This window comes from Stenotrophomonas sp. STEN083, from assembly GCF_056759195.1.
On sequence record NZ_JBRRCU010000092.1, the window covers coordinates 1 to 13,072 of the forward strand.

General features: G+C 64.8%; 15 protein-coding genes. 8 read left to right on the top strand and 7 right to left on the bottom strand.

What is annotated here, in order from left to right:
- Positions 1–50: 50 nt before the first annotated feature.
- The 5 genes from ACVOK8_RS18185 to msrB form a co-directional block, all read right to left on the bottom strand.
- The gene (locus ACVOK8_RS18185) at positions 51–344 is read right to left on the bottom strand and encodes a DUF4031 domain-containing protein (protein ID WP_481568050.1); all 294 of its coding nucleotides are present in this window, start codon (positions 342–344) and stop codon (positions 51–53) included.
- A 14-nt stretch (positions 345–358) separates the two neighbouring features.
- Entirely contained in the window at positions 359–841 is a 483-nt protein-coding gene (locus ACVOK8_RS18190; protein ID WP_481568051.1) for a hypothetical protein, read from the bottom strand.
- A 67-nt stretch (positions 842–908) separates the two neighbouring features.
- On the bottom strand, positions 909–1,862 hold the full coding sequence (gene motB, locus ACVOK8_RS18195) for a flagellar motor protein MotB (RefSeq protein WP_481568052.1): 954 nt from the start codon (positions 1,860–1,862) through the stop codon (positions 909–911).
- 10 nt (positions 1,863–1,872) lie between these two features.
- Entirely contained in the window at positions 1,873–2,727 is an 855-nt protein-coding gene (motA, locus tag ACVOK8_RS18200; protein WP_481517852.1) for a flagellar motor stator protein MotA, read from the bottom strand.
- A gap of 204 nt (positions 2,728–2,931) precedes the next feature.
- Positions 2,932–3,399 (bottom strand): peptide-methionine (R)-S-oxide reductase MsrB, encoded by a 468-nt coding sequence (gene msrB / locus ACVOK8_RS18205; protein ID WP_481568053.1) that lies wholly within the window; start codon positions 3,397–3,399, stop codon positions 2,932–2,934.
- 123 nt (positions 3,400–3,522) lie between these two features.
- Here msrB and ACVOK8_RS18210 point away from each other — a divergent pair, with 123 nt between their 5' ends.
- Positions 3,523–3,924 (top strand): classical arabinogalactan protein 4, encoded by a 402-nt coding sequence (locus ACVOK8_RS18210; protein WP_481568054.1) that lies wholly within the window; start codon positions 3,523–3,525, stop codon positions 3,922–3,924.
- A 222-nt stretch (positions 3,925–4,146) separates the two neighbouring features.
- Here the strand turns inward: ACVOK8_RS18210 and ACVOK8_RS18215 are convergent, their stop codons facing one another.
- Positions 4,147–4,626, bottom strand: coding sequence for a winged helix-turn-helix transcriptional regulator (locus tag ACVOK8_RS18215; RefSeq protein ID WP_481509823.1), 480 nt, complete (start codon positions 4,624–4,626; stop codon positions 4,147–4,149).
- A gap of 150 nt (positions 4,627–4,776) precedes the next feature.
- Between ACVOK8_RS18215 and ACVOK8_RS18220 the strand changes: the two genes are divergently transcribed.
- Together ACVOK8_RS18220 and alr are read left to right on the top strand one after the other, a co-directional pair.
- Positions 4,777–6,042: a D-amino acid dehydrogenase gene (locus ACVOK8_RS18220; RefSeq protein ID WP_481568062.1), complete on the top strand. Its 1,266-nt coding sequence runs from the start codon at positions 4,777–4,779 to the stop codon at positions 6,040–6,042.
- Positions 6,042–7,118 carry an alanine racemase gene (alr, locus tag ACVOK8_RS18225; RefSeq protein WP_481568055.1) on the top strand — a complete coding sequence of 359 codons (1,077 nt, stop codon included), beginning with the start codon at positions 6,042–6,044 and terminating at the stop codon, positions 7,116–7,118. The genes ACVOK8_RS18220 and alr overlap by 1 nt, the downstream gene beginning before the upstream one ends.
- A gap of 166 nt (positions 7,119–7,284) precedes the next feature.
- Here alr and ACVOK8_RS18230 read toward each other — a convergent pair whose 3' ends face one another.
- Positions 7,285–7,854, bottom strand: coding sequence for a DUF3016 domain-containing protein (locus tag ACVOK8_RS18230; protein WP_481568056.1), 570 nt, complete (start codon positions 7,852–7,854; stop codon positions 7,285–7,287).
- A gap of 185 nt (positions 7,855–8,039) precedes the next feature.
- On the opposite strand from ACVOK8_RS18230, the gene ACVOK8_RS18235 reads away from it, so the two are divergent.
- The 5 genes from ACVOK8_RS18235 to ACVOK8_RS18255 all read left to right on the top strand — a co-directional run bounded on the left by ACVOK8_RS18235 (position 8,040) and on the right by ACVOK8_RS18255 (position 12,949).
- On the top strand, positions 8,040–10,058 hold the full coding sequence (locus ACVOK8_RS18235) for an ATP-binding response regulator (RefSeq protein ID WP_481568057.1): 2,019 nt from the start codon (positions 8,040–8,042) through the stop codon (positions 10,056–10,058).
- 52 nt (positions 10,059–10,110) lie between these two features.
- On the top strand, positions 10,111–10,416 hold the full coding sequence (locus ACVOK8_RS18240; RefSeq protein ID WP_481568058.1) for a DUF3247 family protein: 306 nt from the start codon (positions 10,111–10,113) through the stop codon (positions 10,414–10,416).
- A 93-nt stretch (positions 10,417–10,509) separates the two neighbouring features.
- Entirely contained in the window at positions 10,510–11,568 is a 1,059-nt protein-coding gene (locus tag ACVOK8_RS18245; protein ID WP_481568059.1) for a class I SAM-dependent methyltransferase, read from the top strand.
- Positions 11,565–12,272, top strand: a complete 708-nt coding sequence (locus ACVOK8_RS18250) for a pseudouridine synthase (RefSeq protein ID WP_481568060.1) — start codon at positions 11,565–11,567, stop codon at positions 12,270–12,272. Before ACVOK8_RS18245 ends, ACVOK8_RS18250 begins: the two co-directional genes overlap by 4 nt.
- Positions 12,272–12,949, top strand: a complete 678-nt coding sequence (locus ACVOK8_RS18255; protein WP_481568061.1) for an HAD family hydrolase — start codon at positions 12,272–12,274, stop codon at positions 12,947–12,949. Before ACVOK8_RS18250 ends, ACVOK8_RS18255 begins: the two co-directional genes overlap by 1 nt.
- Positions 12,950–13,072: the final 123 nt, after the last annotated feature.

The following is a 13,072-nucleotide window of genomic DNA, read 5'->3' on the forward strand; positions in this document are numbered from 1 at the left end:
ATGCTCGGCAGGGCTGTACTAGTAGAGCCTCTGCCGAGCATGGCTCGGCACTACAGGTTCGCCTTTTGATCCGGCTGGTACAACGCCCGCGCATTGGCAATCACCCGGCGCATCTGCGCGCGATCGGTATGCCGCGATATCGCCTGCGCGCCGAGCACGATGGCCTGCTCACGCAGCGGTGCCGGCACGTCGTAATGCACGCCGCTGGGGCGGTTCTGGAAGGCCCTGCGTGGAATCCCGAGCTGCTGCGCCAGCGCATGCAGCTCGGGCAAGGTGTCGGCCATCAGATGCGCCCAGCGCTCGCCGCGCCAGGGGTGTACTGCATCGTCGATATAGACCGTCACGTTCGGCCCTGGACTCAGGCCTTGGACTTGTCGTCGTCAGCCGGGACTTCTTCGGCAACCGCGATGGTCTCTTCCGCGACGTCTTCGACAGCGACTTCGGTGGCTTCTTCGCCTTCGATGCCTTCGAACTCGGACACCAGACCAGCCAGGTAATCGTCGGCGGTCTTGCCTTCGTCGGCGGCCAGGTCGTCGATCATCTGCTGCAGTGCTGCGGAGTACTCCAGGGTGACCTTGCGGCCTTCCTTCTCCTGCACGTTGGCCAGGTGCTTGAGCATGGCCAGCATCGGCACCGGGTTGTCGGCATTGCCCATGGTCTGGCCGCCGATGGCCAGCAGCCACTCATTGCCCTGCAGGCCGATGGCGGCCACGACCTGGCCTTCTTCGTTGACCAGGACGGCGTGGTTCTGCACCGGCTGCTGGGCGTTCAGACGCGAGAACGGGCGGCGCGGGGCCTGCTTCTTGCGCTTGTCGCGCTTGGCTTTGGAGAGCTTGGACATGAGGTTCGGCTAATAGGAAAACGACGCCCATTGTAGGCGCAGCGGGCCCCTGCTGCCGGAACAGGGCTCAGCCGGGGCCGTCACTGACGCTGTCAGCCGGAGCCGCTGCGGCCGCCGCCGGGACGATGGTGGCCACCGGCACCGGCAGGCTGTCGGCCTGGTTCAGTGCCGCCGCTTCGGCTTCCTGGCTCATCACCACGATGCTGATGCGGCGGTTGATCGGGTTCTGCGGGTTGCTCTTGTCGAACAGCACCGAGGACGCCAATCCGACTACCCGCGCCACCTTGGCCGGATCCATGCCGCCTTCCAGCAGCGCACGCCGCGCGGCATTGGCGCGGTCTGCACTCAGTTCCCAGTTGCCGTAGCCGACCTGGGTGGAATAGGCGGTGGTGTCGGTATGGCCGGTGAGGCTGATGTGGTTGGGCACCTGGTTGATGTAGCGCGACAGCTCCACCAGGATCGTCTGCGTATACGGCATCAACCGCGCGCTGCCGAGGTCGAACATCGGCCGGTTCTGCTTGTCCACGATCTGGATGCGCAGGCCTTCCGGGGTGATGTCGAGCAGCAGCTGGTCCTTGAACGGCTCCAGCGCCTGGCTCTTGCTGATCGCTTCCTGCAGCTCCTGCTTCAGTGCTTCCAACCGCTGTTTGTCGCGCTCGCGCTCCTGTACCGGCGTGGGCACCGCTTCCTGCTGGTTCTGGAAGGGATCATTGCTGTTGCCGCGCGACACATCGGTGGCGCCACCGAGCTTGATCATCGAGGTGCTGGCACCGCCAGGGCCGGCCATGCCCGGAGCAGGCGTACTGCTGGTGCCACTCAAGGGGCTGGGGTTGCGGAAGTACTCGGAAATCGCCGCGCGCTCGGGCTTGGTGGTGGCGGCCATCAGCCACAGCACCATGAAGAACGCCATCATCGCGGTGACGAAGTCGGCGTAGGCCACCTTCCACGAACCGCCGTGGTGGCCGCCGCCCTGGACTTTCTTCACCCGGCGTACGATCACCGTGGGTTTGGTCTCGGTCATGGCGCGCGCCTTACTTGATCGACTTCAGGTGCTGCTCGAAATCACTGAAGCCCGGGCGCAGTGCCGAGGGCACGGTCTTGCGGGCGAACTCCAGCGCGATCTTCGGGTTGTAGCCACGCAGGCAAGCCAGCAGCGCGGTCTTCACCGATTCGTAGATGCGCGCGTCCTGCTCGGCGCGTGCTTCCAGCGCCGCTGCCAGCGGGCCGACGAAGCCATAACCCAGCAGGATGCCGAGGAAGGTGCCGACCAGTGCGCCGGCCACGTGCGCGCCTACTTCCTTGATGTCGCCACCGATCGAGCCCATGGTGATGACGATGCCCAGCACCGCGGCGACGATGCCGAAGCCGGGCAGGCCATCGGCGACCTTGTTGAGCACGTGGGCCGGTTCCATCGCCTCGTGGTGGTGCTTTTCCAGCTCCAGTTCGAGCAACGGCTCCAGCTCATGTGGCTCGATGTTGGAGCCGATCATCAGTCGCAGGCAGTCGGTGATGAAGTCCAGCAGATGGTGGTCGGCCAGCACTTTCGGGTAGTTGGCGAACACCGCGCTGTCGTGCGGGTTCTCGACGTGCTCTTCCAGCGCCATGAAGCCTTCGCGGCGGGCCTTGTTGAGCAGTTCATAGAGCAGGCTGAGCACGTCCAGGTAGTCCTGCTGCTTGTACTGCGGGCCCTTGAACACGCTGAGCGTGGCCCGCAAGGTCTGCTTGACGGTCTTGAGCGGGGTGGCGATCAGGAACGCGCCGAATGAGGCGCCACCGATGATCACCAGCTCGTAGGGCTGCCACAGCGCGCCCAGACGTCCGTGCGCACCGACGTAGCCGCCCAGGACAGCGAAAATGACAACGAGCAGGCCAACGATGATAAGCATGGGGGCAGACAAGGGGAGGGGATATCCCGTTGTCGGCCGTCAGCGGAAAATCTGTAGCGCCGGGCGGCTCCTGTAGTGCCGAGCCATGCTCGGCTGGGGCTTTACCAGGAAAGCGGCCTTTGTAGAGCCGAGCCATGCTCGGCTGAGGCCCTACTAGTGATGCTTATACCGAGCATGGCTCGGCACTACAGGTGGTGCGCTTGCTTACGCTGCTGGCTCTGCCTCGGCACCACCACGCTGCAGCGGGTCCGGGTACGGCTGGCCGTTCTCGACAAAGCCCAGCGATACCGAGTTCAGGCAATGCCGTTCAAAGGTCGGCGGCGGGCCATCCGGGAATACGTGGCCGAGATGGCTGCCGCAGCGTGCGCAGACGATCTCGGTGCGGATCATGCCGTGGCTGATGTCGCGGATCTCGCGCACATGCGCCGGATCGAACGGGGCGAAGAAGCTCGGCCAGCCAGTGCCCGAGTCGAACTTGGTGCTGGAACGGAACAGCGGCAGCGCACACAGGCGGCAGCAGTACACGCCGTCACGCTTGTTATCCAGGAACACGCCGCAGAACGGCGCCTCGGTGCCGTGATGCAGCAGCACTCGCTGTTCCTCGCTGCTGAGCCCGGCGATCAGGGCATCACGTTCGGCGGTGCTGGGAGGGGTTAGATCGAAGGCGGTCATGGCGCTGCATCCGTGGGACAGATATCAATGGTAGGGGCGGGCAGGGGCCAGTCCAAGCGCGCATTCATGGCGGCGCAAGCTGTGCCGGCGCATGCTCATGGCATGCAAGTACGGGAGGTGCCGATGAAACGGATGACGTATCTGACGCTGGCAGTGCTGGCGATCGTGCCGTTGTTCGCACAGGCGCAATTGCAGCCGCCACCGTCACCCACCGCAACGCGTCCGGTGACGCTGCCACCGCCGTCGCGGCCGCCGGTAACGGTTCCCTCCGACCAGCGCCAGGACGATGTGCGGCCGTTGCCGCCACGGCCGGTCACCAAGCCCAAACCGACACCGAAGGTGAAGCCGATCAGCCAGCCAGCGCAGCCCGTGCGGCCGATCTATGACAGCAAGGGTCAGCCGGCGCCGCATATGCACCAGACCAGCCCAGGTCGGGTATTGGATACCCGTACCAATCGCTATTACGACACCGTGCCCAGTGGTCTGGGTCAGCAGGTAGTACCTCCGCCTGCCGGCACGCGCTGACCCTGTAGTGCCGAGCCATGCTCGGCAGAGGCGTCACCGATAGGGCGTCGTTGTAGTGCCGAGCCATGCTCGGCAGGAGGCATTCCAAGCCAAAGCCAAAACCAAAAGCGACCCCTCCCCAGCCCTCCCCTTGGCCTGCGGCCAAAGGGAGGGGGCGTAGCGCCGAGCAATGCTCGGTAATGGGGCATCAACGGTAGAGCCTCTGCCGAGCATGGCTCGGCACTACTCGGCTATGGGCAGGCACAGGGTCTCTTTTACTTCTTCCATCACGATGTAGCTCTTGGATTCGCGGACGTGCGGCAGGGTCAACAAGGTGCTGCCAAGCAGCTTTCGGTAGGAGGCCATTTCATTGATGCGCGCTTTCAGCAGATAGTCGAAATCACCGGACATCAAATGGCATTCCAGTACGTTGGGCAGCTTCAGCGCCGCGCGCCGGAACTCCTCGAAAATGTCGCCGGATTTGTAGGCCAGGCTGATTTCCACGAACACCAGCAGGCTGGCTTTGACCGAGGCGGGGTCCAGCCGCGCGTAGTAGCCGGTGATCACGCCTTCGCGCTCCAGCCGGCGCACGCGCTCGGTGCAGGGCGTGGTCGACAGCCCGACACGCTCACCCAGCTCGGTGAAGGAGATCCGTCCCTCCTGCTGCAGGATGCGCAGGATCTTGCGGTCGATCTTGTCCAGTTCGCGGCTGCGGGTGGCCATGGCGGCTCTGCTTATGATGAACGAAACAGGAAATTACCCTGATCAGGCATATCAATACAGCTAAAAACACTGGTTGACCCTGAATATACTGCGCGGTTCCTAGCCCCTGCCGTCCCGTGCGCAGGGAATGATGTGGTCCGGAGAATGAAAATGCGCGTTCTGGTGCTCGGCAGCGGTGTGATCGGCACGACCAGTGCCTGGTATCTACGGCAGGCCGGTTTTGAGGTCACCGTGGTGGATCGGCAGTCGGCGCCGGCGCTGGAAACCAGCTTTGCCAATGCCGGCCAGCTGTCCTTCGGCTACACCTCGCCATGGGCGGCACCGGGAGTGCCGTTCAAGGCGATCAAGTGGCTGTTCGAGGAACATGCGCCGCTGGCGATCCGTCCCACCGCCGACATCGCCCAGTACCGCTGGTTGTGGCAGATGCTGCGCAACTGCACCTCGGCCCGCTATGCGGTCAACAAGGCGCGCATGGTGCGAGTGTCCGACTACAGCCGCGATTGCATCAACGAGCTGCGCGCCGCCACCGGCATCGACTACGAAGGTCGCCAGCTGGGCACCACCCAGTTGTTCCGCACCCAGCAGCAGCTGGACGCCGCCGCGCAGGACATCGAGGTGTTGCGCGAGTACGGCGTGCCCTACGAAGTGCTGGACCGCCAGGGCATCGCCCGGGTTGAGCCGGCGCTGGCCGGCAAGACCGAGATGCTGGTTGGCGCGCTGCGGCTGCCCGAGGACCAGACCGGCGACTGCCAGCTGTTCACCACCAAGCTGGCGGCACTGGCCGAAACCGCAGGCGTCGAATTCCGCTTCGACCAGGACATCGCTTCGATCCGGGCCGATGGCGACCGCATCACCGGCGTGCGCATCAACGGCAAGCTGGAAACTGCCGATCATTACGTGCTCGCGCTGGGCAGCTACTCGCCGCAGCTCCTGGCTCCGCTGGGCATGCAGCTGCCGGTGTATCCGCTGAAGGGCTACTCGCTGACCCTGCCAATCACCAATGCGGCGATGGCACCGAACTCGACCATCCTCGACGAGAGCTACAAGATCGCCATCACCCGCTTCGAGGACCGTATCCGCGTTGGCGGCATGGCCGAAGTGGCCGGCTTCGATCTGTCGCTGGAACCGCGTCGTCGCGCCACGCTGGAGAAGGTGGTCAAGGACCTGTACCCGGACGGCGGCGATCTGTCGCAGGCCAGCTTCTGGACCGGCCTGCGCCCGGCCACGCCGGACGGCACCCCGGTGATCGGCGCGACGCCTTATCGCAACCTGTTCCTCAATACCGGCCACGGCACCCTGGGCTGGACCATGGCGGCTGGCTCCGGCCGCTACCTGGCCGATCTGATGAGCGGCAAGAAGCCGCAGATCAGCACCGAAGGCCTGGATATCTTCCGCTACGGCAAGGGTCAGCACTGATGCGTCCGGCACAGGCACTGATCGACCTGGACGCACTGCGCCACAACTACCGACTGGCCCGCCAGCTCGGCGGTGGCAAGGCGCTGGCGATCATCAAGGCTGACGCTTACGGCCACGGTGCGGTGAACTGCGCACGCGCGCTGCAGGACGAGGCCGATGGCTTCGGCGTGGCCTGCATCGAAGAAGCGCTGGAGCTGCGTCAGGCGGGTATACGTGGCCCGATCCTGCTGATGGAAGGCTTCTTCGACGCGGCCGAACTGCCGCTGATCGTCGAGCATGACTTCTGGGTGGTAGTGGCCACGTCGTGGCAGCTGGAGGCGGTGGAGGCATTCAAGACCGACGCCACGCTGCGCATCTGGTTGAAGCTGGACAGTGGCATGCACCGGCTGGGTCTTTCGCCGGAAGAGTTCCGCGATGCGCACGCACGCCTGAGCGCACTGCCGCAGGTCGGCCCGCTGGTGTTGATGACCCATCTGGCACGTGCCGATGAACTGGACAGCAACCGCACCGGCGAACAGCTCGATGTTTTCGTCCGTGCGACCGAAGGTTTGGCAGGTGAAACCAGCCTGTGCAATTCGCCTGCCTTGTTGGGCTGGCCGGATGTGCGCAGTGACTGGGTCCGTCCGGGCTTGATGTTGTACGGCGCAGATCCCTTGTATCCGCAGCCCAGCCCGCATGCTGCGCAGCTGCGACCGGTGATGACCCTGCAGTCGCGGGTGATCGCGGTGCGCGAACTTGCCGTCGGCGAGCCGCTGGGTTACGGCGCACGTTTTGTTGCTGAAAAGCCAACGCGTGTTGGCGTGGTTGCGATGGGTTACGCCGATGGCTATCCGCAGTTCGCACCCAATGGCACGCCGGTGTTGATTGATGGCGTGCCGGGGCGTTTGATTGGCCGTGTATCGATGGACATGCTGACCGTGGACCTGACCGATCACCCGCAGGCCGCACGTGGCAGCATCGTCCAGTTGTGGGGCAATGCACCGACCATCTCGGAGTTGGCACCGCGCTGCAATACCAGCGCCTATCGCTTGCCATGCAGCCTCAAGCGCACACCGCGGGTGTATTTGTCGGCGTGATGCTTTTACTCCCTCCCTTGCGCCGAAGGCGGAGGGGAGGGTTGGGGAGGGGTTGGTTCTTTGCTGATGTGGTGCCGGTAAAGCTCCTGCCGAGCATGGCTCGGCACTACAGAAACAGAAAGGGCCGCAATGCGGCCCTTTCTGTTCTCAATCTACGTGTTGCACATCACAGCCCGGCAGTGCTTCGATCGCTCTGCAGCTCGCGGCGTACCCAATCATTGAGCAGACGCTTTTCATAACGCAGCGGGTCGGTGTTGTTGGGCAGGCTGCTGTTGAGCAGGTAGCCGGTGTCGGCCAGCTTGCGCTCGCCCTGATCGATGACCTGGCCATTGGCGTCGGTCAGGGTGAACTGCAACTCGATTCGCGGCGGGTAGATGTCGCGCATGATGCGCACATCGTCCATACGCGGCCCATGCCACGGCTCGTAGTCACCAGCGCGCTTGATGTCGGTGATGGTCACCTCCAGCTTCTGCCCTTCAGGCAGCTGCTTGCTGGCCTGCTTGCGCAGGTGTTCGGCCAGATCCTCCACCCAGTCGCCACGCTGGGCATCCCAGCGGTTGCGGCTGTAGCGCAGCTCGGTGAACTGGGCCGGGTCGGTCCATTGCACCTGCACCGGGCCTTCGGCAGGCAGGGCACGCGGCGCTTGCGGATCGGAAACAGTGCGCGGCTTGGCATCGGCACCGCCAGCAGCCAGCAGGCAGGCCAGGACAAGTCCGGTAGCGGTCAGGGATTTCATGACGTACTCCTGGAGGACTTTGATGATGGCAGTGTGAGGCCGACACCCCTACGCTGCAATGAACTCGGTGCCAGTTCGCAGCAGCGGATTGCGCGATGGTTCATCATCACAAGGTGTGGATGGATTCTCGCCCAGACTGGCGGGCAGCTATCTTCCTCTTTGCCGCATTTTTCACCTCTCAGACGATGCCTGCCCCCAAACCGGACTCACACCTGTCATTGCTGTCTCTGGATGAAGAGGATCTGGAAAGCTCCAGCCTCTATCGGGAGGTATTCAATGCGGTGGCCAGTGGTTTCTGCGTGATCGAGCTGGTGTTTGAACACGGCGTCGCGGTGGATTTCATCTACCGCAAGGTCAATGCCGGCTTCCAGAAGGTCACCGGGCTGAGCAATGTCACCGGTCGGCGCGCCAGTGAGGTGGTGCCGGCGATGGAGGCGGACTGGTTCCAGGCCTTTGGGCGGGTGGTCAGCGAGGGCCGGATCAGCCAGTTCGAACGTCAGGTGTCGGAACCGTCGCGCTGGTATTCGGTGGAGGCCGTACGCATCGGCAAGCCAGACAAACACCAGGTAGCGGTGTTTCTGTTTGATATCTCCGCGCGCAAGCGGATTGAAACGGAACTGGCCGAAAGCGAGGCGCGTTTCAGTGCATTGGCCGATGGCTTGCCGATGCCGGTCTGGGTGGTGGATGACCTGGGTCAGCTGCGCTTCGTCAATACCGCGTTCTTCACTTTCTTCGGTTTGCCGGCTGATCAGGATCTGGGGCAGGACCCCTGGCAGCGCTTTCTGCATCCGGACGAACGTGCATCGTTCGAATACGAATTACAGGCTGCCTTGAACGGCCGCACCGAGCTGCACGCCAATACCCGCGTGCGCCGCCACGATGGGCAATGGCGGTGGTTGGAAATGAACGCAGTGCCGCGTTTCTCTGCCGATGGCCGCTTCATCGGCCTGGCGGGCAACAGCCCGGATATCACCGAGCGCCGTGAAATTGAAATGGCGCGCGAAGACCTGCTCACCGCCGAACGTGTAGCGCGCAACGCCGCCGAAGGCATGGCGCGGATGAAGGATGAGTTCCTCGCCACCTTGTCGCACGAGCTGCGCACACCATTGACCACGGTGCTGGGCTGGAGCGAGTTGCTGCTGCAGCGAATGGAAGCCGATCACCCGATGCGGCGCGGCATGGAAGTGATCGCCAGCAGTGCGATGACGCAGAAGAACCTGATGTCAGACATGCTCGACCTGAGCAGCATGTTGCTGGGCAAGGTGCAGCTGGAAGTAGAAGTGCTGGATCTGTCCGAGCAGCTGCGCGAAGCGGTGCGGGCGCAGGAGCTGGTGGCCGAAGGCAAGGCGCAGACGGTTGCGCTGGAGCTGCCGGAGCTGCCGCAGCCGGTGCTCGGCGATGCCACCCGCTTGCAGCAGATCCTCGGCAATCTATTGTCCAACGCGATCAAGTTCACGCCGGTCGAGGGGCGGATCGAGATCAGCCTTCGGCACGAAGCCGGCCATCTGGTGGTGCAGATCAAGGACGATGGTGACGGCATCGCGGCGGAATTCCTGGAACACCTGTTCAGCCGTTTCAGTCAGGCCGACAGCACTACCACCCGCCGCCACGGTGGTCTGGGGCTGGGCCTGGCCATCGTCCAACAGCTGACCGAATTGCACGGTGGCACGGTGTCCGCGGCAAGCGAGGGGCCGGGGCATGGCGCCACCTTCCTTCTGCGCCTGCCCGAGTTTCAAGCGCAGAAGGCGGCGAATCGCCCGCGCCGGCGCGTACAGCGCGGCCGCATCGGCGAGCAGGTGCTGGTGCCCAACGCCTTGCAGGGCCTGCGCGTGCTGGCGGTGGAAGACCAGGTCGACATGCTGGGCTACATCCGCCGCCTGCTGGAGGAGCAGGGGGCGACGGTAGTCACCGCGGGTACTGCCGCCGAAGCGCTGGAGTTGTTGGACCTGCGCGGACATACCGCGTTCGACGTGCTGATCAGCGATATCGGCATGCCGGGGATGGATGGCTACGGCCTGATCCACACCTTGCGCGAGACCTTGGGCGTCGGCGGCGATGAGTTGCCGGCGGTGGCGGTGACCGCGCTGGCCCGTGCCGATGACCGGCGGCGCGCGTTTTCCTCTGGTTTCCAGGGGCACCTGGCCAAGCCGTACAGTGTGGCGCAGCTGATTTCAGCGATCCGCGACGCCCGCTTGCCGCGCTGAAATCTTTGCACGGATTTCACGCGGAAAAACGGTACTGTGACGGCGTTCACCCATGGACGCCGCCATGCCCCTGTACGCGCCCCATGTCTACTCCGACCCGATGTTGATCGCATCGCTGGAGGCCTTGCTTGGCGAGTTGCCGGAGCAGGCCCGGGTCATGCTGGTTCTGAAGGATGGCAGTCGCGTGGCTGGCACCGTGACCGAACAGCCGACGTTGCAGCACTTCGCCGACCACAACGAGGAGCCCGGGGTGAACGCGACGGTGCGCCTGGAAGATCTGCTGCGGGCCTGTCAGCAGCATGTGGTTTGGCTGGACAGCGTGTTGCAGGTGTTGCATCTGCCGGCTGCCGAGCCCTGACGCGGTCCCTCGCCAGAACCCATTCAGCTGCGCGGAGCCGGTGGCAGCGGCCGGCCCGGTAGAATGGCCGGCCCTGCTAGACGAATTACCGGCATGCCTGCTCCGCACGACGCTCCGTTGGAAACCCTGTTCCTCCCGTTCTCCAAGGCTGGTCTGCGCTGGCCGCAGGGACCGGTCCTGTTCCTGCGTGCGCAAGACGGCTGGTCGCTGCGCGACCATGCCGATGCCTCGCAGCTGGTCTGTTCGCAGAGCTTCCGCCCGTTCGCCGACGCCCTGCAGCGCAGCGGCTGGGAAGTGCGCGATGAACAGGCGCTGGAACAGTCAGAAGAGCGCTACGCGCTGGTGCTGGTGCTGCCGCCGCGGCAGCGCGATGAAGCCCGCGCGCTGTTCGCGCAGGCCCTGAGCAAGCTGGCGCCGGGCGGCATCATCCTGGCCTGCCAGTCCAACAACGAAGGCGCCCGCTCCGGCGAAAGCGACCTGCAGCAGCTGGCTGGGCTGGGCGGCACGCTGACCAAGAACCACTGCCGCGCGTACTGGTCGGTGCCGGCCGAGGGCAAGCACGACGAGGCGCTGCACAAGCGCTGGGCCGCGCTGGATGCGCCGCGCAAGATCGTTGACGGCCGCTTTCTGAGCCGCCCCGGCGTGTTTGCCTGGGACCGCATCGATCCGGCGTCCGCCCTGCTGGTGGAACAGTTGCCGACGGATCTGGCTGGTCGTGGCGCCGATCTTGGCGCGGGCTGGGGTTACCTGTCGTCTGAAGTACTGGCGCGCTGCCCCAAGGTCACCGCGCTGGACCTGTACGAAGCCGAGGCGCGCGCGCTGGCGCTGGCCCGCCACAACCTGGCTGATGTGGGCGAGCGGGTGAAGCTGGATTTCCGCTGGCAGGATGTCACCGCCGGTATTGATGGCCGCTACGATTTCATTGTTTCCAACCCGCCGTTCCACACCCCGGCGCGCGAAGACCGGCCTGACATCGGCCGCCGCTTCATCGCCGTGGCGGCGCAGTCGCTGCGTCCGGGCGGGCAGTTGTTCATGGTCGCCAACCGCCATCTGCCCTACGAGCAGATCCTCACCGAGAGCTTCGGTGAAGTGCGGGTGGCCGCCGAGCGCGATGGCTTCAAGGTCATCGTCGGCACCCGGGGCCGCGCATGAAGCTGGTCAAGCACATCGCCAACCTTGGTTACGGCAGCCGCAAGCAGGTGCAGCAGATGTTCCGCGAAGGCCGCGTCACCGACGCGCAGGGCGATGTGCTGTATGCCGACGACAAGGTCGAGCACGACAACATCCGCATCGACGACGAAGTACTGGACCCGCCGCCGGGCCTGATCCTGATGCTGCATAAGCCGGCCGGTTACACCTGTTCCACCAAGGATCACGGCCGCTTGATCTATGAGCTGCTGCCTGAGCGCTTCCGCGACCGCGACCCGGTGCTGTCCAGCGTGGGTCGTCTCGATCGCGATACCTCGGGCATGTTGCTGATGACCGATGACGGTCAGCTGCTGCACCGCATCGTGTCGCCGAAGTCTAAGCTGGACAAGGTTTACGAAGCGCAGCTGGCGGAAGACCTGAGCGGCAACGAGACCGCTCAGTTCGCCAGCGGCGCGCTGCTGCTGGAGTCGGACGACAAACCCTTGCTGCCGGCCGAGCTTGACATGCTGGGCCCGCGCGCGGCGCGACTAACCTTGCACGAAGGTCGTTACCACCAGGTGCGGCGCATGTTCGCCGCAGTGGGCAACCACGTGCAGGCACTGCACCGTTCGCGTATCGGCGGCCTGGGTCTGGGCGATCTGCCTGAAGGCCAATGGCGTCAGCTGGATGCTGCCGATCTGGCCGTGCTGTTCGGAGAGCAGGTCTGATGGAGTTGCTGGCTCGCCCGCAGGCGCTGGTGTTCGACATGGACGGGCTGATGCTGGACAGCGAGCGTGCGCTGATGGGCTGCCTGGAACAGACCGCGCAGGAGCATGGTTATGCCTTGCCGCGCCCGCTGCTGCTGTCCCTGATCGGCTCTTCCGATGCCACCACCCGGCAGAAGCTGGCCGACGTGCTGGGCATGGAGCGTACCGACGCATTGCTGGCCGATTCCTATGCACGCTACGCCAACATCGTCGATGCCGGCGTGCCGCTGCGGCCGGGCATCATCGAGTTGCTGGAGGTGCTGTGCGAGCACGACATCCCGCGCGCGGTGGCCACCGCCACCCGTTCGCCGCTGGCCCAGCGCAAGCTGGAGGCAGCCGGGCTGCTGCAGTATTTTCAGTTCGTTGCCACCAGCAGTGATGTGGCCCATTCCAAACCGGCCCCGGATATCTATCTGCACGCGGCGCGTGGATTGGGCATCGCTCCGGAACATTGCCTGGCATTGGAAGATTCCCCAACCGGCGTGCGCGCCGCCTTGGCCGCTGGCATGACCACCATCCAGATTCCGGACCTGCTGGAACCGGACGAAGAAGTGCGCGGCTACGGCCACCACATCACCGCCTCGCTGCACGACGTACGCGAGCTGCTGCAGCAATGGCTACCGGTAAACGCAGCCTAGGCCTCACCTGTAGTGGGGGGGGGGGGCGGGCGGGGCGGGGGAGTCGCCCAGAGGCACACGCCCGGGGGGGCGGCGGCCCGAGGTGGGACGGCACAAAACAGACGAACCCCCCCCCCCCCCACC